The sequence below is a fragment of the Caldimonas taiwanensis NBRC 104434 genome, assembly GCF_001592165.1.
Lineage (GTDB): Bacteria > Pseudomonadota > Gammaproteobacteria > Burkholderiales > Burkholderiaceae_C > Caldimonas > Caldimonas manganoxidans.
Genome location: NZ_BCWK01000015.1, coordinates 52538 through 68721 on the forward strand (window position 1 = coordinate 52538; position 16184 = coordinate 68721).

Below are 16184 nucleotides of genomic sequence, written 5' to 3' on the forward strand. Positions count from 1 at the left end.
CGAGCATGAGTTGGGCAGTGTTGGCAGTGGCCATCGCGGGGATCGGGTTGCTGGCGCCGGTGGTGGCCAGGATCCGTGCGTTGGCCAGCCTGCGGCTGCCCAGCCACTTGAGGCGCCGCCCCGCCCCACCGAGGCTGCAGGCGGCGATCGAGGACTTGTTCAGCCCGATCGAAGCCGAACTGGCCGAGCTGGGCTTTCGCTTCTCGCATGCGGCGCAAGCGCTGGCCACCCCCAGCGAATGGACCCCCTGGCAGCCGATACGGGTATTTCGCCACTTCCACTTCCCCATCGTCGCGCAGCTGACCGGCCCCAGCCTGCCGGAGTTGCCCAATGTGCCCATCCTGAGCTTGCTGGCCGAATTGAAAGACGGGCCGATGGTGCTCACCTCGAACGTGCCGATGCATTTGTTCCCGGCCGATCCCAAAGTGCAGCGCCTCGCAGGCGACAGCTTCCCGTCGGTGAAAGACCAGTATGCAGCCCAGCTCGATGCGATGCGCGCCGAAGGCTTGCAGGACTTCCTGCCCTGGGGCGACCCCGAGGACATCGAGGCCCGGCTCGGGGCCTATGAGCAGCGCTGCCTGCAGGCTGTGGTGCAAGCCGGTTGGTGCGAGCCCGAAGGCGAGTCCTTGCGCATCGCACCGCGCAAGCTGCCGGCTCTGGGGTATTTCCTGACCCGCCAGATCAAGCGCCTGGTGCACACCCTCCAGCAACTGCCGCCGCAATCGCCGGCGCGAAAGACCTCGGCGCCGCTGGAGCGCAGCCTGATGCTCTACATCGCCACGCATGCGCGGCCCAAGCACAGCCCTCCTGCGGTGGTGCAGTGGACGCTGTACGGCCTGAGCCTCGCGCTGTGCCTCGTGCTCGGAGGAGGGCTGTTGGGCTGGCCCTTCGCGGGTCTGCTGCTGGTGGTCATTGCGCTGCACGAAGCCGGCCACTATCTGGCCCTGCGCGCTCTGGGCTACCGCCACATGCAGATGCTGATGCTGCCACTGATCGGTGGCGTGGCCTTCGGCGAGTCGAGTCACCCCCCTGCCTGGCACCGAGTCATCGTGAGCCTGGCCGGCCCGCTGCCGGGCTTGCTGCTGGGCGCTGCGCTGCTTGGCTGGCCGCCGGCACGCCCCGAGCTCGTGCAACTGGGCTGGCTCCTGTTGCTGGTCAATGCCTTGAACCTGCTGCCCTTGCACCCCTTCGATGGCGGGCGCGTCCTCGAAGCCCTGCTGCCGGCGCGCCATGTGGTGGTGCGCATCGCGCTGGAAGGCTTGGCCGTGCTGGGTCTGCTGGCGCTGTGGTGGTTCGTCGGCTGGACCATCGCCTGGGCGCTGATCCTGCTCAAAGCGCTGAGCTGGCGAGGTCTGTGGCGCCAAATGCGCTTCGAGCGGCTCTATGCCCGCACGGCCCGCGCGCGCAAGCCCGCCGATGCTCGCGCCCTGGCACGACTGGCGTTCCAAACCCTGGAGCGAGTGGTGCCTGCCCGGGCCTCGCTGCGGCAGCGCATCGGCATGGTCGACGAGTTGATCACCCAGCTGAGGTCACGGCCCCTGAAGGGCCCTTGGGCGCTGGGCGTGGCGGCCCTTCATCTGGCCGCGCTGGCCTTGCCTTTGGCCCTTGGCCCGCAGCTGGTGCAGGTCGGCCGCGCCGCCTTCATGAGCGAACCCGAACGGCAGGCGCTGCGCTCACGAGAGCACGAAGCCTTGGTGCGTCAGTGGAGCGTGGGTGAGCTGGTCTTGGCACTGTCACCGACCGATCCCACCGCCCGCCACGCGGCCACGCCTTTGGGCCTGGCCACCTTGCAACAGCGCCTGGGCGCCTCCCTGCCCACGGAGCTGATCGAGGTGTATCGCACGCGCGATGGCTTGAGCGTCGATCCCTGGCTGCAGCTGGCGCCCATCGGCGACGTCCTCCCGTTGCGCCAGAGCCGACCGCGTTTGGCTGCACGACTTGCGCCACAGCAGTCCCCCGATGGCAGCCCCACCCGCGCCAAGATCGTCGTCGAATGCGCCTCGGCCCCCGGCTTGCCCTGTGAAGTCCGTATCGACGAGGTCTTGGGCTGGTGGCACGTGGGTCACATCGAGGGCCAGCCCTTGTTGTTGATGCCCGGCCGCGACGGGGCCACGGCGCATTGGGTCCGCTTGGACATCGAGGCTTTGCGGGTGCACCCGCAGGCGTCTTTGCGCGAGCTGTTGTCGCAAGCCTATCTGCGCCTGCACCCCGCGAGCCCTGCCCCCAAGCCTCGATGAGCGCATCCCCGCAGGCACGTGTTCGCGCTTCGGTATACTGCGCGCGATCGACCGTTGTCCGTGGCTGCCGAGCAAAGTCGGGGCCCCTGTATCGGCCGCTAGCCCCCAGAACGGGTCAACCTCCATCACCATCCGCGCTGGCGCGCTTTCTCGTCTTCCACTCTTACGCGTGACGCTATGACTTGCCGTCGTTTGTGGCTGGCCGCATGCCTGCTCGGTGCCTGGTTGAGCCCCGCCATGGGTGCCGAGTCTCATCCGGTGCTCGACCGCATCGCCCAGCGGGGACACATCGTCATTGCCCACCGGGAATCGTCGGTGCCGCTGTCCTATGTGGATGCCAAGGGGCAAGCGCTGGGCTATGCGGTGGATCTTTGCCTGCGCATCGCCGAAGCGGTGCGCAAAGCCTTGGACCTGAAGTCCTTGGGGGTGCAGTACCACCTGGTGACCCCGGCCAATCGCATGGCCGCCATCATCGAAGGCCAAGCCGATCTGGAATGTGGTTCGACCACCAACAACGCCGAACGCCGCAAAAGCGTGGCCTTCACGGTGCCCCACTACATCACCGGAGCACGCTATCTCGTGCGAGCCGACAGCCCGATCGACGATCTCAACGGCTTCGGCGGCAAGCGTCTGGTCTCGACCAAGGGCACCACGCCGATGCGGGCCATCGACCAAGCCAACCGTGAACGGCTGCTGCGCATCACGATTCTGGAAGCGGCCGACCATGCTCAAGCTTTGCAAATGGTGGAGCAAGGCCAGGCCGACGGTTTTGCCATGGACGATGTCTTGCTCTACGGCTTGATTGCCTCGGCGCCGGACCCGTCCCGCTTCAAAGTGGTGGGCAAGTTTCTGACCATCGAGCCGCTGGCCATCATGCTCAGCAAAGACGACCCGGCGTTCAAGCAAATCGTCGATGCCGAGATGCGCCGCCTGATTCTGTCCGGCGAAGCGCAGCGCATCTACGACAAGTGGTTCATGCGGCCCATCCCGCCCAAAGGGCAGAACCTGAACGTGCCGATGAGCTATTTGCTCAAGGATTTCTGGAAATACCCCACGGACCAAGTGCCGTTTTGAGGCGATCGGGCCGAGGCGCATCACATCGCCAAGGCACTGACGCCTTTGTCTGGCCCTCACGGGCTTTTCCCTTGATTGGAGACTGTCGATGAAGAAGTCGCTGCTGACCGTTGCAGCCCTCGTCCTGGCCCTGGGCGCCGCCCAGGCCGACACGCTGAAAAAAATCAAAGACACCGGCAAAGTCGTGATGGGCGTGCGTGACTCGTCCATCCCGCTGTCTTACACCCTGGGTGGCGGTAAGTACACCGGCTACCATGTCGAGTTGTGCGAACGAGTGCTGGCGGACATCGGCAAGCAATTGGGCATCAAGCCCACCATCGAGTACACCCCCGTGACCTCGCAGAACCGCATTCCGCTGGTGCAAAACGGCACGGTAGACATCGAATGCGGCTCGACCACCAACAACCGCGCGCGGCAAGAACAGGTGGCCTTTGCGTTGACCACTTATGTGACCGAAGTCCGCATGGCCGTCAACACGAAGTCCAACATCGACTCCATCGCCGACTTGGACCGCCGTACCGTGGTGACCACCACCGGGACCACCTCGGTGCAGCACCTGCGTCGCCACAAGCGCGCCGAAAACATCCAGTTCAATGAGATCCTCGGCAAAGACCATGCCGACTCCTTCCTGATTCTGGAGTCCGGCCGTGCACACGCGTTCGTGATGGACGACAACCTGCTTGCGGGCTTGATCGCCAATTCGCGCAACCCGGCGGACTTCAAAATCGTTGGCGAGGTGCTGTCGGTCGAGCCCATCGCCATCATGCTGCGCAAGGACGATCCGGCCTTCAAGAAGGCAGTGGACGACTCGATCCGCGGCTTGATGAAGAGCGGGGAACTCACCAAGCTTTACAACAAGTGGTTCACCCAACCCATCCCGCCGAAGAACGTCAACGTCAACCTGCCCATGGGCGACACGTTGAAGGCGCTGTTCGCCAACCCCAACGACAACCCGATGGAGTCGTACGCGGCGAAGTAAGCCCCGGCACGGCTTCGGCTCAACGCGCGGCCCGCCTTCTTGGCGGGCCGTTGTCTTGCACGCTGCTCGACCCTGGCGTGGCGCTTGCGGCGCGATGCGCGGGGGTCGTGGAGACTGGACTATGGCATATCAATGGGACTGGCAGGTCTTTTGCCGTGACACCTTGGAGAACACCATCGTGTCCGGCTGTTTCGGCCAGGACGGCGGCCACACCTACCTGGATTGGATGATCTCGGCATGGGGCTGGACTCTCGCCGTGGCTGGCTGTGGCTGGCTCATCGCCCTGATGACCGGCATCGTGGTGGGCACCCTGCGCACCACCGGCCCCCGGTGGATTCAATGGGCAGCCACCGCCTGGGTGGAGCTGTTTCGCAACATTCCACTGTTGGTGCAAATCTTCATGTGGTATCACGTGGTGCCCGCCTTGGTGCCCGCGATGCGTGAGGTGTCGCCTTTCGTGCTGGTCATCGTCGGCTTGGGTCTGTTCACCTCGGCACGCGTGGCCGAGCAAGTGCGCGCGGGCATCCAGGCGTTGCCGCGGGGTCAAGCCATGGCCGGCGCCGCCCTGGGGTTGACGACGGTGCAAACCTACCGTTACGTGATCCTGCCGATGGCCTTGCGGTTGGTGCTGCCGCCTTTGACTTCCGAGGCCATGAACATCATCAAAAACTCCTCGGTGGCCTTTGCGGTGTCGATCGCTGAGCTGACCTTGTTTGCGATGCAAGCACAGGAAGAAACCTCCCGAGGCATCGAGATCTACCTGGGCGTGACCGCGCTTTACGTCGTCTCGGCCTTCGGCGTCAACCAATTCATGGGCTGGTTGGAGCGCCGTGTTCGCGTTCCTGGTTTGGTGGGAGCCGGCAAATGATCACGCTGGATTGGTCGTTCTACAACTGGGATCTCATCAGCCAGTTCGTGTGGAAAGGTCTGCTGTTCAGCATCGAGCTGACCTTGGTGGCCATGGTCGGCGGCATCGTCTTGGGCACCGTGCTGGCCCTGATGCGTTTGTCCGGCCGGGCTTGGCTGGCCGTGCCGGCCACCATCTACGTCAATGGCATGCGGTCCATCCCGCTGGTGATGGTGATCCTGTGGTTTTTCCTCTTGATGCCTTTCGTGCTGGGGCGTCCCATCGGGGCCGAACTGTCGGCAGTGATCACTTTCACCTTGTTCGAGGCCGCCTACTATTCGGAAATCATGCGGGCGGGGATTCAGTCCATTCCACGCGGGCAGGTCTACGCCGGCCAGGCCATGGGCTTGACCTATGCCCAAAACATGCGCTTCGTGATCCTGCCGCAGGCCTTGCGCAACATGCTGCCGGTGTTGCTGACGCAAACCATCATCCTGTTCCAGGACACCTCGCTGGTCTACGCCATCGGCGCGTATGACATGCTCAAAGGCTTCGAGACCGCGGGCAAGAACCTGGGGCGCCCGGTCGAAGCGTATTTGTCCGCGGCGGTGCTGTATTTCGTGATCTGCTTTGCGCTGTCGCAGTGGGTCAAGCGGCTTCAGAAGAAAATCGCCATCGTGCGCTGAGCGCGATGCCTTTGCAGGAGAGACGACATCATGTCGGCAATGATCGAAATCAAGAACGTCAGCAAGTGGTACGGCAACTTCCAAGTGCTGACCGACTGCACCACCACCGTCAACAAGGGCGAAGTGGTGGTGGTCTGCGGCCCATCAGGCTCGGGCAAGTCCACACTGATCAAAACTGTCAATGCCCTGGAACCCATCCAGAAAGGCGAGATCCTGGTCGATGGGGTGGCCGTCAACGACCCCAAGACCAACCTGCCCAAGCTGCGCTCGCGCGTGGGCATGGTGTTCCAGCACTTCGAGCTCTTCCCGCACCTGTCGGTGACCGACAACCTCACGCTGGCGCAGGTCAAGGTCTTGGGTCGCAGCAAGGACGAAGCGCGCGAGCGTGGCTTGAAGATGCTCGACCGCGTGGGCCTGATGGCTCACAAGGACAAGTTTCCCGGCCAGCTCTCGGGGGGGCAGCAGCAACGTGTGGCCATTGCTCGAGCGCTGAGCATGGACCCGATCGTGATGCTCTTCGATGAACCCACCTCGGCGCTCGACCCCGAGATGGTGGGCGAGGTGCTCGATGTGATGGTGCAACTCGCACAGGAAGGCATGACCATGATGTGCGTCACGCACGAGATGGGCTTTGCGCGCAAGGTCAGCCACCGCGTGATCTTCATGGACCAGGGGCGCATTCTGGAAGACTGTGCCAAGGACGACTTCTTCGGTCAGCCCGAACGCCGCACACCGCGCGCGCGGGAGTTCCTCTCGAAGATCCTGCAGCACTGAGCGGCCCGTGGCGCCGCGCGGCGCCACAGCCGGCAGGCCCGGGCTACAGCAAGTTGCGCACCTGGGCCTGCACTTGCAGCAAGGCAGGCAGGCAGCGATCCTGCAGCTCGCTCATCGACATGCGTGCGGCATGCACACTGACGTTGATCGCCGCCACCGTATCGCCGCGCAGGTTGCGCAAAGGCACGGACAGCGTGCGCAGGCCCAGCTCCAGTTCTTGATCGACCGCGGCAAAGCCCTGGGCGCGGGCCCGGGCGATTTCGATGCGCAGCCGGTCTTTGTGCGTGATGGTGTGCGGCGTGAGCGGCTCGAGCCGCTGCTCGTCCAGCCAGGCATCGACCTTCTCCTGCGGCAAAGCCGCCAGCAACACGCGGCCATTGGCAGTGCAGTAGGCCGGCACACGCGTGCCCGGCTGCAGCGTGGCCGACACCACCCGACCGGCGGTGGTGGCCGCAATGCAGATGACATCGTTGCGATCCAGCACCCCGGCGGAGGACGCCTCTTGCAGCGCATGCGCCAGCTTGTGCAACTGTGGATGCACGATGCGCGGCAGTCGGGCCGAATGGATGTAGGACTGGCCCAGGCGCAGCACCTTGGGCGTGATGGAGAACATGCGCCCGTCGTAGGCCACATAGCCCAGGTGGGTCAGCGTCAGCAGATAGCGCCGCGCCGCCGCACGGGTCAAGCCGGTGCGCTGAGCCACTTCGGTCATCGACAGGCGTGACTGCTCTTGATCGAAAGCCTCGATCACCGCCAAGCCCTTTTCCAGCCCCGCGATGAAATCGCGCTTTTGCACTTGAAACTCAGGCCCGGACATGGCTGTGAGCGACATCGTTGCCCCTTTCTGATGACCACACATCGCGCGCTTGCCGCACACAAGGATCGATCACCGCATCCTTCGGCACGGAAGGCTTGTTCTGCGCGGCAATATAGCCTAGATTGCCTGTCGTTGTTCGTTCAACAACCAACAGTGCGACTATCGCCCTGATTGAAAATCTCTAAACCCCTGCCGTCGTGCCGCGCACGGCCGCTGCGACGGCCCTCACCTCATGTCCACGGTCCTCTTCGAAGGCTTTTTGTCCACCACCGAGATGCTCGAGCTCTTTGGCGAGTCCTCGGTGATTCAAGCCATGATGGATTTCGAAGCCGCGCTGGCTCGCGCGCAGGCCGAGGAGGGCTTGATGCCCATGGCTTGCGCGCAAGCGATCGCCAGCGTGTGCAAAGCCGACCTGTACGATTTGCCCGGGCTCATCGCCGACGGCCGTCGCAGCGGCAGCTTGGCCATCCCGCTGGTGAAGAAGCTGACCGAAACGGTGGCCCTGTTCGACAAGGCCGCCGCTGCCTATGTGCACTGGGGCAGCACCAGTCAAGACGTGATCGACACCGGCATGGTGCTGGTGACCCGCCGTGCGCTGGGCGCCATCGATCGCGACCTTGCGCGCTTGATCGGCGCCTTGCTGAGCCGCGCCCGCACGCACGCGCGCAGCCCGGTGCTCGCCCGCACTCTGATGCAGCCGGCCCAGGTCGTGACCCTGGGCTACAAGCTGACGGGCTGGGTGGCGCCGCTGTTGCGCGCCCAACAGCGGCTGCGCGAGGCGGCCGCCCGTGCGCTGCGGCTGCAACTCGGCGGGGCCGTGGGCACGCTGTCGGCCATGGGGCCGCAAGGCCCCGCGGTGGCGCGGCGCATGGCGCAAGCGCTGGGTTTGCCCTGGTCTTCGCTGGCTTGGCACACCCAGCGTGACGAATGGGTGGCGCTGGGCGCGGAGCTCGGCGTGCTGTGCGGCAGCCTGGGGAAGATCGCGCGCGATCTCTCGCTGATGGCCCAAGGCGAGATCGGTGAATTGGCCGAACCCTCGGGCAGCGGACGCGGCGGATCTTCGGCCATGCCGCACAAGCGCAACCCGGTCTCCAGCATGGCCGCCTTGGCGGCGGCCACGCGCGCGCCGCAACGGGTGGCGGCCTTGCTGGCCAGCATGACACAAGAGCACGAGCGGGGGCTGGGCAATTGGCAAGCCGAGTTGGCCGAATGGGCGGGGCTGTTCCTCAGCGCCCATGGCGCGCTGGCCGCGCTGGCCGAGGCCGCCGAAGGGCTCATCATCGATCCCGAGCGCATGCGTGCCAACATCGAGGCCTTGCAAGGCCTGGTGCATGCCGAGTCCGTCTCGATGCTGCTGGCGACCTCCATGGGCAAGGCCGCGGCCCACGCCCTGATGGAAAGCCTCACGCAACGGGCCCTGGCCTCCAAGCGCCCTCTGCGCGACCTCACGCTGGAAGCCCTGGCCCAAGATGCGGCCCTGAGCGGCCTGCGCGACCGCATCGACCCGCTGTTCGACATCGACCAAGCCGCCGAGCCGGCCGCACGCATTGCGCTGGAGCAGCTCGACAGCCTGGAGGCCCAAGCTCAACGCCTACAACGCGCCCCCCGACCCTTTTGAACACCGACGCCTGATGATGGATACCCCCACCGGTCACGACCATACCGATGCCTTCGACCATGGTCTGCGCAACCGCCGTGCCGTGCTCGGCGATGCCTGGGTCGATCGCTCCCTCGCTCAAGCCAATGCTTTCAATGCCGACTTCCAATCGCTGATCACCCGCTACGCCTGGCACGAGATCTGGGGCCGCCCCGGTCTGGACCCTCGCACGCGCCGCTTGCTGGTGCTGGGCATGACGATCGCCCAAGGCCGCTGGGAAGAGTTCGAGCTGCATTTGCGCGCGGCCGTGGCCGGCGGGCTGGCGCTGGACGAGATCAAAGAGACCTTGCTGCAATCGGCCATCTACTGCGGGGTGCCGGCGGCCAATACCGCGTTCAAGCTCGCCGTCGATGTGCTGCGTCAGATGGGCGTGAGCCTGGAGCCTCGCCCGCTGGACCCCGCGCACCGGGTGAGTCAGCACCGCACCTTCAGCACGCCCGAGTTGCATGTCTTGCGGCAGGGCCGCGGCACGCCCGTGGTGCTCAGCCATGCGCTGGGCATGGACGTGCACATGTGGGATGCCCTGGCCCGCTCCCTGGCCGAGCACGGCTGTGAAGTGCTGCGCTACGACCACCGTGGCCATGGCCAGTCGGCTTGCCCGCCTGGGCCTTATGCGATGGACGATTTGGTGGCCGATGCCGCGCGCGTGGTGCGCGAATGGGGCCGTGGCCCGGTGGTGTGGGTCGGCCTGTCGATGGGGGGCATGGTGGGACAGGGTTTGGCCGCCGGCCACCCCGAACTGGTGCGCGCTTTGGTGATCGCCAATTCCACGGCCTGGTATCCCGAGGCGGCCCGGGCCTCGTGGGCCCAGCGCATCGCCACCGTGCAAGCCCAGGGTCTGGAGGCCATTGCCGAGATGGTGATGGGCCGCTACTTCCATGAGGGATTCCGCGCCGCACACCCCGAGGTGGAAGCCGCCGCGCGCGCCACCTTGCTGCGCACCGATCCACAGGGCTATGTCGCGTGCTGCCATGCGGTCTCGCAGGTCGATTGGCGCAAGGCGCTGCCGTCCATCGCCTGCCCGGTGCTTGTGATCGCCGGGGCGCGGGATCAAGGCACCCCGGTGGCAATGGCCGAAGCCATCGTGCAAGCTCGTCCAGGCGCCAAGCTGGTGGTGCTCGAGGAAGCCTCGCACATCAGCGTGTTGGAGCAGCCCCAGGCCTTCGAACAAGCCGTGCGAGAGTTTCTCGGGTCGATCTGATGCGCAGGCCCGACCGGATGATCGGGTATGGTCGGGCCTCATGACGGATCTATCTTTTTTCTGGCACGACTACGAGACCTTCGGCCGCGTGCCCCGCCGAGACCGCCCCGCCCAATTCGCCGGCATCCGCACCGATGCCGACTTGAACGAGGTGGGCGAACCGGTGATGCTGTACTGCCAACCCAGCCCGGACTACCTGCCCGACCCCGAATCCTGCTTGCTCACGGGCATCGTGCCGCAGCACTGCCGACAGCACGGCTTGCCCGAACATGCCTTTGCGGCCGCGGTGGAGGCCGAACTGGCCCGTCCCGGCACCGTGGGCGTGGGCTACAACACCTTGCGCTTCGACGACGAAGTCACGCGCTTTCTGTTTTGGCGCAATCTGATCGATCCCTACGCGCGCGAGTGGCAGAACGACTGCAGCCGCTGGGACCTGCTGGACGTGGTGCGTGCCACCTGGGCCCTGCGCCCCGAAGGCATCGAGTGGCCCACCCTCGACGACGGCCGGGTCAGCTTGCGACTCGAACATCTGAGCGCGGCCAACGGTCTGGCACACCAGTGCGCCCACGATGCGCTATCGGACGTGCGCGCCACCATCGCGCTGGCGCGCTTGATTCGCGCCCGTCAGCCGCGGCTATGGGACTTTTGTCTGAAGTTGCGCAAGAAAGACGCCGTATTGGCCGAAATCGGCGTGGGACGCCCGTTCGTGCATCTGTCGGGCATGTATGGTGCCGAGCGCGGCTATTTGGCCATCGTCTGGCCGCTGGCGCCGCACCCCTTGCACAAGAACGAGATCATCGTCTGGGATCTGGCCCAAGACCCGGCCGAGCTGTTCGAGCTCAGCAGCGCGCAGGTGCGCCAGCGCCTGTTCAGCCGCAGCGAAGACTTGCCCGCCGGCGTGCAGCGTTTGCCGATCAAGACCCTCCACCTCAACCGCTGCCCCATCGTGATCGGCAATCTCAAGACACTGACGCCACCGGTGCTCGAACGTTGGCGCATCGACATCGACCAAGCGCTGCGCCATGCCGAAACCGCCGCACGCCACGGCGCCACGCTCGCCGGCCTGTGGCCCGAAGTGTTCGCACGGCCTGAAGCGCCGGGCCCGGTGGACGTGGACGAAGATCTCTACGGCGGCTTCATCGGCAGCGAAGACCGCCGCCGCCTGCAGCGGGTACGCGCCACCGAGCCCGAAGCGCTGGCCGAGCGTCTGCCTGGCTTCGATGACGAGCGCCTGGACGAACTCGTGTTCCGCTACCGGGCGCGCAACTTCCCGCACACGCTCAGCCCTGCCGAACAAGCGCGCTGGCGCCAACATTGCCATGCCCGGCTGCATGCGGGCCAGGACGGTTGGCCGACGCTGGCCCAATACTTCGAACGCATCGACGCCCTGGGCGAAGCCCTGGCCGACGATGACGAACGCGGCCAGCGCATCCTGGGCGCGCTCTACGACTACGCCGAAGAACTGGCGGAATTCAGCGCTGCGGACTGATCACACACGCTCCAGGATCACCGCAATGCCCTGCCCCACGCCGATGCACATCGTGCACAGGGCATAGCGGCCTTTGATGCGGTGGAGTTGATTCACTGCGGTGGTGGCCAGCCGCGCCCCCGAGGCCCCCAACGGATGCCCCAGCGCGATCGCCCCGCCATTGGGATTGACGCGCGGGTCGTCGTCTTTCAGCCCCAGCTCACGCAACACCGCCAACGCCTGGGCAGCGAAGGCTTCGTTGAGTTCGATCACGTCCATCTGGTCCAGCGACAACCCGGTCAGCGCCAGCACCTTGCGGGTGGCCGGCGCCGGGCCAATGCCCATCACCCGCGGCGGCACGCCGGCCGTGGCCATGCCCACCACACGCGCCTTGGGCGTGAGGCCATGCTTTGCGGCGCTGGCCTCGTCGGCCAACAACAGCGCACAGGCGCCATCGTTCACGCCCGAGGCATTGCCCGCGGTGACGGTGCCATCAGGACGCACCACCCCCTTGAGCTTGGCCAAGGCCTCCAGCGAGGTTTCGCGCGGATGTTCATCACGACTGACGACCAGGGGCTCGCCTTTCTTCTGGGGAATGCTCACTGGCGTGATCTCGGCCTCGAAAAATCCGGCCTGCTGCGCAGCCACCGCCTTGAGCTGCGAGGCCAGCGCCATCTTGTCCTGGTCTTCGCGGCTGATCTTCCAATCGGTGGCCACGTTCTCGGCGGTCTCCGGCATGGAGTCCACGCCGTACTGCGCCTTCATCAGCGGGTTGATGAAGCGCCATCCGATGGTCGTGTCGTAGACCGCGTTGTTGCGCGAGAACGCGCTTTCCGCCTTGGGCATCACGAAGGGGGCGCGGCTCATGCTCTCGACGCCGCCGGCAATCATCAAGCCGGCCTCCCCACTGCGAATCGCCCGGGCGGCCGTGCCCACGGCATCCAAACCCGAGCCGCACAAGCGGTTGACCGTGCTGCCCGGCACATCCAAGGGCAGGCCCGCCAGCAAGGCGGCCATGCGCGCGACATTGCGGTTGTCCTCGCCGGCTTGGTTGGCGCAGCCCAAGATCACATCGGTGACGGCCGCCCAATCCACGCGAGGGTTGCGTTCCATCAACGCCTTGATCGGCACGGCCGCCAGATCGTCGGTGCGCACCGACGACAAGGACCCGCCGTAGCGGCCGAAGGGAGTGCGGATGGCGTCGCAGATGAAGGCTTGCGTCATGGTGGAAGGTCTCTTTCGTTCGGGTAAAGGGGGGCGCGATCAGGCGCGCCGCAGCGCAATGGCCGTCAGCGCCTGGAGCTCTTCGAAGGCCAGGCCCTCGACCATGTCGATCACCTGGGCACCATCGGGCGTCAGATCGATGACGGCCAAGTCGGTATAGACCCGACTGACACAGCCCACGCCGGTCAACGGGTAGGTGCACTGTGGCACCAGCTTGCTCTGCCCGGTCTTGGTGAGGTGCTCCATCATCACGTAGGTCTTCTTGGCGCCGATGGCCAAGTCCATCGCCCCGCCCACCGCGGGAATCGCATCCGCTGCCCCGGTATGCCAGTTGGCCAGATCCCCCTTGGCCGACACCTGGAACGCCCCCAACACGCACACGTCCAGATGGCCGCCGCGCATCATGCCGAAGCTGTCGGCATGGTGGAAATAGCAACCGCCGGGCAGCAGCGTCACCGGCTGTTTGCCGGCGTTGATCAAGTCATAGTCTTCTTCGCCGGCCGCCGGCGCCGGGCCCATGCCCAGCACGCCGTTTTCGCTGTGCAGCACCACTTCACGATCGGGCGGAATGTGATTGGCCACCAGCGTGGGCAGCCCAATGCCCAGGTTGACGTAGGCGCCATCGGGAATGTCGATCGCCACGCGCCGGGCCATCTCGTCGCGGGTCCATTTCTTCATCACGCAGCCTCCTTCTTGAAACCGCCGGCCTGGGTGATGCGGCGCGGCACCCGCACCACACGGTGCACGAAGATGCCCGGGGTGACGACCGCCTCCGGATCGAGCGCACCGAGCTCGACGATCTCGGGCACCTCCACCACCGTACACTTGGCGGCCATGGCCATGATCGGCCCGAAGTTGCGCGCGGTCTTGCGGTACACGAGATTGCCCCAGCGGTCGGCCCGCTCGGCTTTGATCAAAGCCACATCCGCATGGATGGGATACTCCAGCACATAGTGCCGGCCGTTGATTTCGCGGGTTTCCTTGCCGCGGGCCAGCTCGGTGCCATACCCCGTGGGGGTGTAGAACGCGCCTATGCCTGCGCCGGCGGCGCGGATGCGCTCGGCCAAATTGCCCTGCGGCACCAATTCGAGCTCGATCTTGCCGCTGCGGTAGAGCTCGTCGAACACATACGAATCGACCTGGCGCGGAAAGGAGCAAATGATCTTTCTCACCCGCCCGGTCTTGAGCAATGCAGCCAGCCCGGTGTCGCCGTTGCCCGCGTTGTTGTTGACCACCGTCAGATCCCGGGCCCCCTGGGCAATGAGACCCTCGATCAAGTGGTCCGGGATGCCGGCGGTGCCGAAACCGCCGATCATCACGGTCGAGCCGTCGCGCACATCGGCCAGGGCGGCCTCGACCGAGGCACAGATCTTGTTGATCATAGAACGCCTATCGAACAGATGATGGACTAAACCAGGAAGTGTTCTAATATTGAACAATGGTTCTTCTTATGAACACTCACTGTACTCGACCATGAGCCCGAACTCAAGCTCGCGCCCGACGCAGCGCATCCAGCCCGGCGACAGCTATGTGCAATCCTTTGCCCGCGGCCTGGCCGTGGTGCGCACCTTCAGCGGCGAGGCGCCGGCGCAAACCATTTCGGAAGTGGCCGAGCGGGCCGGCCTGACCCGTGCCGGGGCGCGGCGCATCCTGCTGACGCTGCAGCACCTGGGCTATGTGCAAGCCGAGGGACGGCTGTTTCGCCTGACCCCCAAGATCCTCGACCTGGGTTTTGCCTACCTGAGCTCGCTGCCCCTGTGGAACCTGGCCGAGCCGGTGATGGAAGACCTGGTGGCCGACATCAAGGAATCCTGCTCGGCCGCCGTCCTGGACGACACGGACATCGTCTACGTGCTGCGCGTGCCCACGCACAAGATCATGGCCATCAACCTGGGCGTGGGCAGCCGCCTGCCAGCCTACTGCACCTCGATGGGGCGGGTGTTGCTGGCCGGGCTGCCCGACGCGGAGCTGGACGGCCGCCTGGCCGCCAGCGAATTGCTCAAACGCACGCCCAAAACCGAAACCGATCCGACCCGCCTGCGTGCCTTGATCGAGCAAGTGCGCGTGCAAGGCTGGGCGCTGGTGGCCGAAGAATTGGAAGAGGGCCTGGTGTCGCTGGCCGCGCCGATCCGCGGCCGCAACGGTGAGGTGGTGGCGGCCATCAATGTGAGCGGCCAGCAACACCGCACCCCACCGGTGGTGATGCTGGAGCGCTTCTTGCCCAAACTGCTGGCCGCCGCGCAGCAGATCAGCGCGATGATCGGCGGCGCCAAGTAAACGCCGTGGCTAAGAGCTGCGCGCCCCCAGGCGCTGCGAGACCGTGCGCGCGCATTCGCGCAGGGCCTGCGCGAGCGGGCCATCCCAGCGGGTGTCGAACACGCCGGACGGCCCGATGGCGGTGATGGCCATCACCATCTGGCCGGCGTGATCGAACACCGGCGCGGACATGGCACTCACCCCCTGGATCACCGCCCCTTCGGAGCGGCTCATGCCGTGGGCGCGCACCTCGGCCAACGTCGGCTCGAAGTCCTCCCAGCGGGGCAAAGGCCGGGGCGCGGGCATGCCGGGCTGAGCGCGCAGTCCCAGCACCTGCTCGCGTGCGCGCTCCTCCTCCAGGGCCGCGCGCACCACCTCGGCCGGCAGATAGGCCGAAAACAGACGTCCCGACGCGGTTCCGGGCAGGGACTCGACGGTGCCATGGCGCATGTTCACATGCACGGCCGCTGGCGACTCCTCGATGCGCACGATGGTGGGCCCCCGGGAGCCCCACACCGCCACGGCCACGGTGTGCCCGATGCGCTGCGCCAGCTCGGCGATCAGGGGCGTGGCGATGCGCACTGGATCGGCCTGTTGCAGCGCAATCAGGCCCAATTGGAGCGCCAAGGGCCCTAGCCCATAGTGACCGCTGACGTCGTCTTGCTCGATCAGCCCGATCTTGCCGAAGCTCACCAGATAAGGATGCGCCTTGGCCGGGCTCATGCCGGCCTCGCGCGCCAGCTCCTTCAGCGGCAGCGCCCGCCCAGCATGGGCCAGGGCCCGCAGCAACTGCCCTCCGACCTCCACGCTTTGAATGCCACGCCGGTCGCGTTCGGCCCTCGCAGAGTTGTCATCCACGGTCTAAGTTCTTTCTATCGCCACGGTTCTATCGCCACGGGTCATGGCGATTCAGGGTTTGTACTTATCAAATTGATTAGACATTAGCAAACAAGTTGACTACGAT

The 16184-nt window shown here is 65.7% G+C and carries 15 protein-coding genes; 10 read left to right on the forward strand and 5 right to left on the reverse strand.

The window, feature by feature from the left end; translation table 11 throughout:
- The first annotated feature begins 5 nt into the window (after positions 1-5).
- The 6 genes from CTA01S_RS12530 (at position 6) to CTA01S_RS12555 (ending at position 6597) form a co-directional block, all read left to right on the forward strand.
- A complete protein-coding gene (locus CTA01S_RS12530) occupies positions 6-2237 on the forward strand; it encodes a site-2 protease family protein (protein WP_019560136.1) in 2232 nt (743 codons plus the stop codon).
- Positions 2238-2414: 177 nt separating this feature from the next.
- Complete coding sequence (locus CTA01S_RS12535) at positions 2415-3311, forward strand: amino acid ABC transporter substrate-binding protein (protein WP_026330051.1); 897 nt, start codon at positions 2415-2417, stop codon at positions 3309-3311.
- Positions 3312-3399: 88 nt separating this feature from the next.
- Positions 3400-4290: a transporter substrate-binding domain-containing protein gene (locus CTA01S_RS12540; protein WP_019560138.1), complete on the forward strand. Its 891-nt coding sequence runs from the start codon at positions 3400-3402 to the stop codon at positions 4288-4290.
- Positions 4291-4411: 121 nt separating this feature from the next.
- The gene (locus CTA01S_RS12545; protein WP_062196019.1) at positions 4412-5158 is read left to right on the forward strand and encodes an amino acid ABC transporter permease; all 747 of its coding nucleotides are present in this window, start codon (positions 4412-4414) and stop codon (positions 5156-5158) included.
- Positions 5155-5823, forward strand: a complete 669-nt coding sequence (locus CTA01S_RS12550) for an amino acid ABC transporter permease (protein WP_019560140.1) — start codon at positions 5155-5157, stop codon at positions 5821-5823. The genes CTA01S_RS12545 and CTA01S_RS12550 overlap by 4 nt, the downstream gene beginning before the upstream one ends.
- 39 nt (positions 5824-5862) lie before the next feature.
- Complete coding sequence (locus CTA01S_RS12555; protein ID WP_019560141.1) at positions 5863-6597, forward strand: amino acid ABC transporter ATP-binding protein; 735 nt, start codon at positions 5863-5865, stop codon at positions 6595-6597.
- Between the two features lie 43 nt (positions 6598-6640).
- Here the strand turns inward: CTA01S_RS12555 and CTA01S_RS12560 are convergent, their stop codons facing one another.
- Entirely contained in the window at positions 6641-7414 is a 774-nt protein-coding gene (locus CTA01S_RS12560) for an IclR family transcriptional regulator domain-containing protein (RefSeq protein ID WP_026330053.1), read from the reverse strand.
- A 232-nt stretch (positions 7415-7646) separates the two neighbouring features.
- Here CTA01S_RS12560 and pcaB point away from each other — a divergent pair, with 232 nt between their 5' ends.
- Genes pcaB through sbcB form a run of 3 tightly spaced genes read left to right on the forward strand, consistent with a single transcriptional unit; the run spans position 7647 to position 11761 of the window.
- Positions 7647-9032 (forward strand): 3-carboxy-cis,cis-muconate cycloisomerase, encoded by a 1386-nt coding sequence (gene pcaB / locus CTA01S_RS12565; protein ID WP_062196021.1) that lies wholly within the window; start codon positions 7647-7649, stop codon positions 9030-9032.
- Positions 9033-9045: 13 nt separating this feature from the next.
- Positions 9046-10272, forward strand: coding sequence for a bifunctional 4-carboxymuconolactone decarboxylase/3-oxoadipate enol-lactonase PcaCD (gene pcaCD / locus CTA01S_RS12570; protein ID WP_062196024.1), 1227 nt, complete (start codon positions 9046-9048; stop codon positions 10270-10272).
- Positions 10273-10312: 40 nt separating this feature from the next.
- Positions 10313-11761: an exodeoxyribonuclease I gene (gene sbcB / locus CTA01S_RS12575; protein ID WP_062196026.1), complete on the forward strand. Its 1449-nt coding sequence runs from the start codon at positions 10313-10315 to the stop codon at positions 11759-11761.
- On the opposite strand, the gene pcaF is transcribed toward sbcB, so the two are convergent.
- From pcaF to CTA01S_RS12590, 3 genes are read right to left on the reverse strand one after another with little or no spacing between them, the layout of a single operon-like run.
- On the reverse strand, positions 11762-12964 hold the full coding sequence (gene pcaF / locus CTA01S_RS12580; RefSeq protein ID WP_019560146.1) for a 3-oxoadipyl-CoA thiolase: 1203 nt from the start codon (positions 12962-12964) through the stop codon (positions 11762-11764).
- A gap of 39 nt (positions 12965-13003) precedes the next feature.
- Positions 13004-13642: a 3-oxoacid CoA-transferase subunit B gene (locus CTA01S_RS12585; protein ID WP_062196028.1), complete on the reverse strand. Its 639-nt coding sequence runs from the start codon at positions 13640-13642 to the stop codon at positions 13004-13006.
- On the reverse strand, positions 13642-14346 hold the full coding sequence (locus tag CTA01S_RS12590; protein WP_019560148.1) for a 3-oxoacid CoA-transferase subunit A: 705 nt from the start codon (positions 14344-14346) through the stop codon (positions 13642-13644). Before CTA01S_RS12590 ends, CTA01S_RS12585 begins: the two co-directional genes overlap by 1 nt.
- Positions 14347-14437: 91 nt before the next feature.
- Between CTA01S_RS12590 and CTA01S_RS12595 the strand changes: the two genes are divergently transcribed.
- Positions 14438-15241, forward strand: a complete 804-nt coding sequence (locus tag CTA01S_RS12595; RefSeq protein WP_062196030.1) for an IclR family transcriptional regulator — start codon at positions 14438-14440, stop codon at positions 15239-15241.
- A gap of 9 nt (positions 15242-15250) precedes the next feature.
- On the opposite strand, the gene CTA01S_RS12600 is transcribed toward CTA01S_RS12595, so the two are convergent.
- Positions 15251-16078: an IclR family transcriptional regulator gene (locus tag CTA01S_RS12600; protein WP_062196032.1), complete on the reverse strand. Its 828-nt coding sequence runs from the start codon at positions 16076-16078 to the stop codon at positions 15251-15253.
- Positions 16079-16184: the final 106 nt, after the last annotated feature.

Bases quoted from the DNA above. Each gene is read 5' to 3' on its own strand.
- pcaF (WP_019560146.1), bottom strand. From the start codon at position 12,964: ATGACGCAAGCCTTCATCTGCGACGCCATCCGCACTCCCTTCGGCCGC.
- CTA01S_RS12540 (WP_019560138.1), top strand. From the start codon at position 3,400: ATGAAGAAGTCGCTGCTGACCGTTGCAGCCCTCGTCCTGGCCCTGGGC.
- CTA01S_RS12530 (WP_019560136.1), top strand. From the start codon at position 6: ATGAGTTGGGCAGTGTTGGCAGTGGCCATCGCGGGGATCGGGTTGCTG.
- CTA01S_RS12585 (WP_062196028.1), bottom strand. From the start codon at position 13,642: ATGAAGAAATGGACCCGCGACGAGATGGCCCGGCGCGTGGCGATCGAC.
- pcaCD (WP_062196024.1), top strand. From the start codon at position 9,046: ATGATGGATACCCCCACCGGTCACGACCATACCGATGCCTTCGACCAT.
- CTA01S_RS12550 (WP_019560140.1), top strand. From the start codon at position 5,155: ATGATCACGCTGGATTGGTCGTTCTACAACTGGGATCTCATCAGCCAG.
- CTA01S_RS12595 (WP_062196030.1), top strand. From the start codon at position 14,438: ATGAGCCCGAACTCAAGCTCGCGCCCGACGCAGCGCATCCAGCCCGGC.
- pcaB (WP_062196021.1), top strand. From the start codon at position 7,647: ATGTCCACGGTCCTCTTCGAAGGCTTTTTGTCCACCACCGAGATGCTC.
- sbcB (WP_062196026.1), top strand. From the start codon at position 10,313: ATGACGGATCTATCTTTTTTCTGGCACGACTACGAGACCTTCGGCCGC.
- CTA01S_RS12590 (WP_019560148.1), bottom strand. From the start codon at position 14,346: ATGATCAACAAGATCTGTGCCTCGGTCGAGGCCGCCCTGGCCGATGTG.
- CTA01S_RS12545 (WP_062196019.1), top strand. From the start codon at position 4,412: ATGGCATATCAATGGGACTGGCAGGTCTTTTGCCGTGACACCTTGGAG.
- CTA01S_RS12560 (WP_026330053.1), bottom strand. From the start codon at position 7,414: ATGTCCGGGCCTGAGTTTCAAGTGCAAAAGCGCGATTTCATCGCGGGG.
- CTA01S_RS12535 (WP_026330051.1), top strand. From the start codon at position 2,415: ATGACTTGCCGTCGTTTGTGGCTGGCCGCATGCCTGCTCGGTGCCTGG.
- CTA01S_RS12555 (WP_019560141.1), top strand. From the start codon at position 5,863: ATGATCGAAATCAAGAACGTCAGCAAGTGGTACGGCAACTTCCAAGTG.